At 44.7% G+C, this 3,163-nt stretch carries 1 protein-coding gene; it reads right to left on the bottom strand.

The features are described 5' to 3' along the window. Window positions 1-374: 374 nt before the first annotated feature. The coding region (locus WBA89_RS27700) for an AAA-like domain-containing protein (RefSeq protein WP_424410847.1) at window positions 375-3,163 on the bottom strand (2,789 nt) is incomplete at its 5' end.

The raw sequence follows: 3,163 nt of genomic DNA, 5'->3' as shown, positions 1-3,163 counted from the left end.
TATAGCCTTTCTCAGAAAGATGAGGTGCTCTCGCGGGCCTAAAAGCATCGGCCAAATAGGGCCTAAAAGCATCGGCCAAATAGGGCATCGGGCATCGAGCCTAAAAGCATACCTCACCTTTGTGAGAACCGCTATATCAAGAATGGCTTAAGTAATTAGACAAAATTAATTACACAAATACATGGTAATCTGTCGCGCAAATAAACATTGCATATTCCAGGCGGGCGGGAAACCCCACTCATTGTTTGATTTTTTTTGACATATAATTTAAATGCCGCAACAGCTTAGCATCAGAATTAATATTACCCACAGCTTCAACACAGCAGCCTGTCCTCTATAATAATTCCGGTGCAAGCAGAAACGATAGGATTTTATTACTTGCACAAAGTTGAAATTCTGGTAGCGTACTCCGGTTGACTACTAAGAAAATTGCAACTTTGCTTCAGCAATTCTTCCAACCCTTCAACCTGCCTCAGCCAGACAGTTCCGTTGCTTCCAGCTACAGCAATTTGCTTGCCGTCTCGACTCCAACCGACACTAACAACATTCTCCTGAAACTCAAATTGAGCAACCTGCCGCCCCGCTAAATTCCACAGCCGCACTGTCTTGTCAATTCCCACAGTAGCCAGCCTTTCTCCGTCGGGGCTGAAGCTAATAGATTTGGCATCTAAATGCAAGGTTTGAAATTCACTAACTAATTCTTTTTCTGACAGATTCCACAGCCCGATTTTGCCGTTTAATGTTACTGTAGCAAAGCGATATTGCTGTCTATTGGGACTGAAGCTGATACCAATTGCTTGCATCGGCAGTGTTTTTTCCAGTTTTCCAGACAAATTCCAAATTCGTACTGTAGATTTGCCGTCTAAAGTCGTTACAAAATCTCCAGTAGGGCTAAAATTAACGCTCCTCACTAAGCCGTTATGACCGGAAAGTTTCACACTAGATGCTATTACTTTTGGCAGTTTTGATAGCGACCAAATTGCAGCGCTGCTGTCTATTCCTGCCGCAGACAAAAACTTTAAATCGGGACTAAAACTGATGCTGGTGACTGAGCCTTCAATTGCTTTAAAACTAGAAACAGTTTTACCTGATAAGTTCCAAAACTTAACTGTCCTGTCCTTTCCTGCCGTCGCTAAAAACTTGCCGTCAGGACTAAAAATTACCATATTAACTGACTGCTGCAAAGTTTTCCATTCAGCAATTTTCTGTCCAGAAAAGTTCCAAATCCGAACAGTACCGTCTATGCCTGCGGTTGCTATAATTTGTCTGTCAGGGCTAAAACTGACGCTAGTAACTGCACCTGCATGAGCTTTCCAATTCATTTTTCTGAAGGGAAGTGAAGATGCTTCGATCTGCTGTTTGTTGCTACTAATTTTATCGAGAATTATTTGTAATGCTAGCAGCGGTCTAGTTGCTGGATATTGTTCTAAACGCGGTTTATTTTCAACCAATAATTTTAAGTTTTTGCCGGAGGCGATCGCCCTGAGTAAAGCTTCTGATAAAGCTTGGCTGTTTTCTGTCTTTTGAGATACCGCCAATAGTAAAGCATCGCTGCCATTTTGTTCGATTTCAATACTTGCTTGTGCGAGTTTAAAACGCTGGTAAGCGAGAGTTGAAAAGCCGATCGCCCCAACTAACGAGGCTGCGAGTACCGCCGAACCGATGCCGATCCACTGTTGCGCTTTGTGCTTGGCTGCATCAGCTTCTCTCAAAGCTGTTTCGGCATCGCGCGCTGCTTTTTTGGTTTCTAGTGTAGCTGCTTGCAGCAGTTGATTTTGGTCGCTGAAAATCATTCTTTGGCTGGCTGTCAAAAACTGGAAATCTTCGTTTCTCAAGCTTTTGTCGGCGGCCCAAACTAATGCTGACTGCAAATTATCCCCGCGCAACAGTTGGGAATTATCCTCGCAGTTTGAATTCAGCCAGACTTTGATAGCTTCGGAGTAAGGCGAGAGTTTTTCTAATTTTTGGGAGATTAATTTTTTGTTAAATACAGCTTGATAAATTGGATTGGAAATTGTTAATTTTTCGCGGCGCTTGACGATTAATCCGGTTAAGCGCAATTCCATTTGTTCGGGAGTGCGATCGGGAACAATGTCAACTTCCTGTAAAATTTGCTGGTACAATCCGAGTCTTCTGATAATGCGTTGGTTTTCTTTGAAAAGCCGATCGCGAATTGTGGACAAATGTTCCGGCACATCCTGAGATTCCCAATTATCCACGATTTTCAACCGCACCACTTCTTCAACCCACTCTCCCGGATTTTGAATCAAATCTTGCTCCCCCCCTTGACAAGGGGTGTGAATCAAATCTTGCTCCCCCCCTTGGCAAGGGGGGGCTGGGGGGGGTGCATTTTCAAATAAAAGTTTGCACAGCTTTTGAGTCAAGAAGGGTTGCCCCCCAGTCCAATACAAAACTTCTCTCAAAACTTCCCCAGATTTGTCTGTAAGCTCGGCTAACCCCGCTGCTAGCGGTTGCGCTTCTGTTTCGTCAAAACCCGTTAGTTCGATCGCCCTACCGATATTAAAAGGCGTGCTGCTGCTGAGATTTTTGTCGCGGCACAAATCCGCTGGCGATGCTACGCCTAAAAGTGCCCACGTCAGGCGATCGAATTCTGGATTGTTGGCGCGCTTGTTGTAGCACGATCGAATTAGCGCCAAAAAATCATCGGCGGGAAAATCCAAGGCGAGAATGCTGTCGATTTCGTCAATAAAAATGACAATATTGCTGGAAATGTTGGCTAAGAGTACAGTTTCGATGAATTCGCTCAATCTTTGCACCGGAGTTAAAAAATTGCGATCGCGCCACCAAGTCCGCACGTTGACAACATCCGACAGATTAAAGTTATTTTCCAGAATGCGGAGCAACCCAGCATACCACTGTTCGGGAGTCACGCTGCGGTTGCCAATTTCCGAAATGTCGATCGCAGCACAAGCAATTCCTTCATCTCTCAGCCGTTGAATTGTCCGCACCTGCAAGCTAGATTTTCCCATTTGTCGGGAATTCAAAACATAGCAAAATTCCCCGGCTTTCAATCCGTTGTAGAAGTCGTCATCTGCTTGGCGCTTGACGTAATTGGGAGCATTAGTGCCGAGACTGCCGCCGACTTGATAGTAACTGGGCTTTGTGGTAAAATCCATAAATTCGTTCGGCGGTTGAAACCGCT

It is taken from the genome of Microcoleus sp. (assembly GCF_049646505.1).
GTDB lineage: Bacteria > Cyanobacteriota > Cyanobacteriia > Cyanobacteriales > Microcoleaceae > Microcoleus.
The sequence above is the reverse complement of the archived record's forward strand: the minus strand, read 5'-3'. Positions and strand labels throughout refer to the sequence as shown.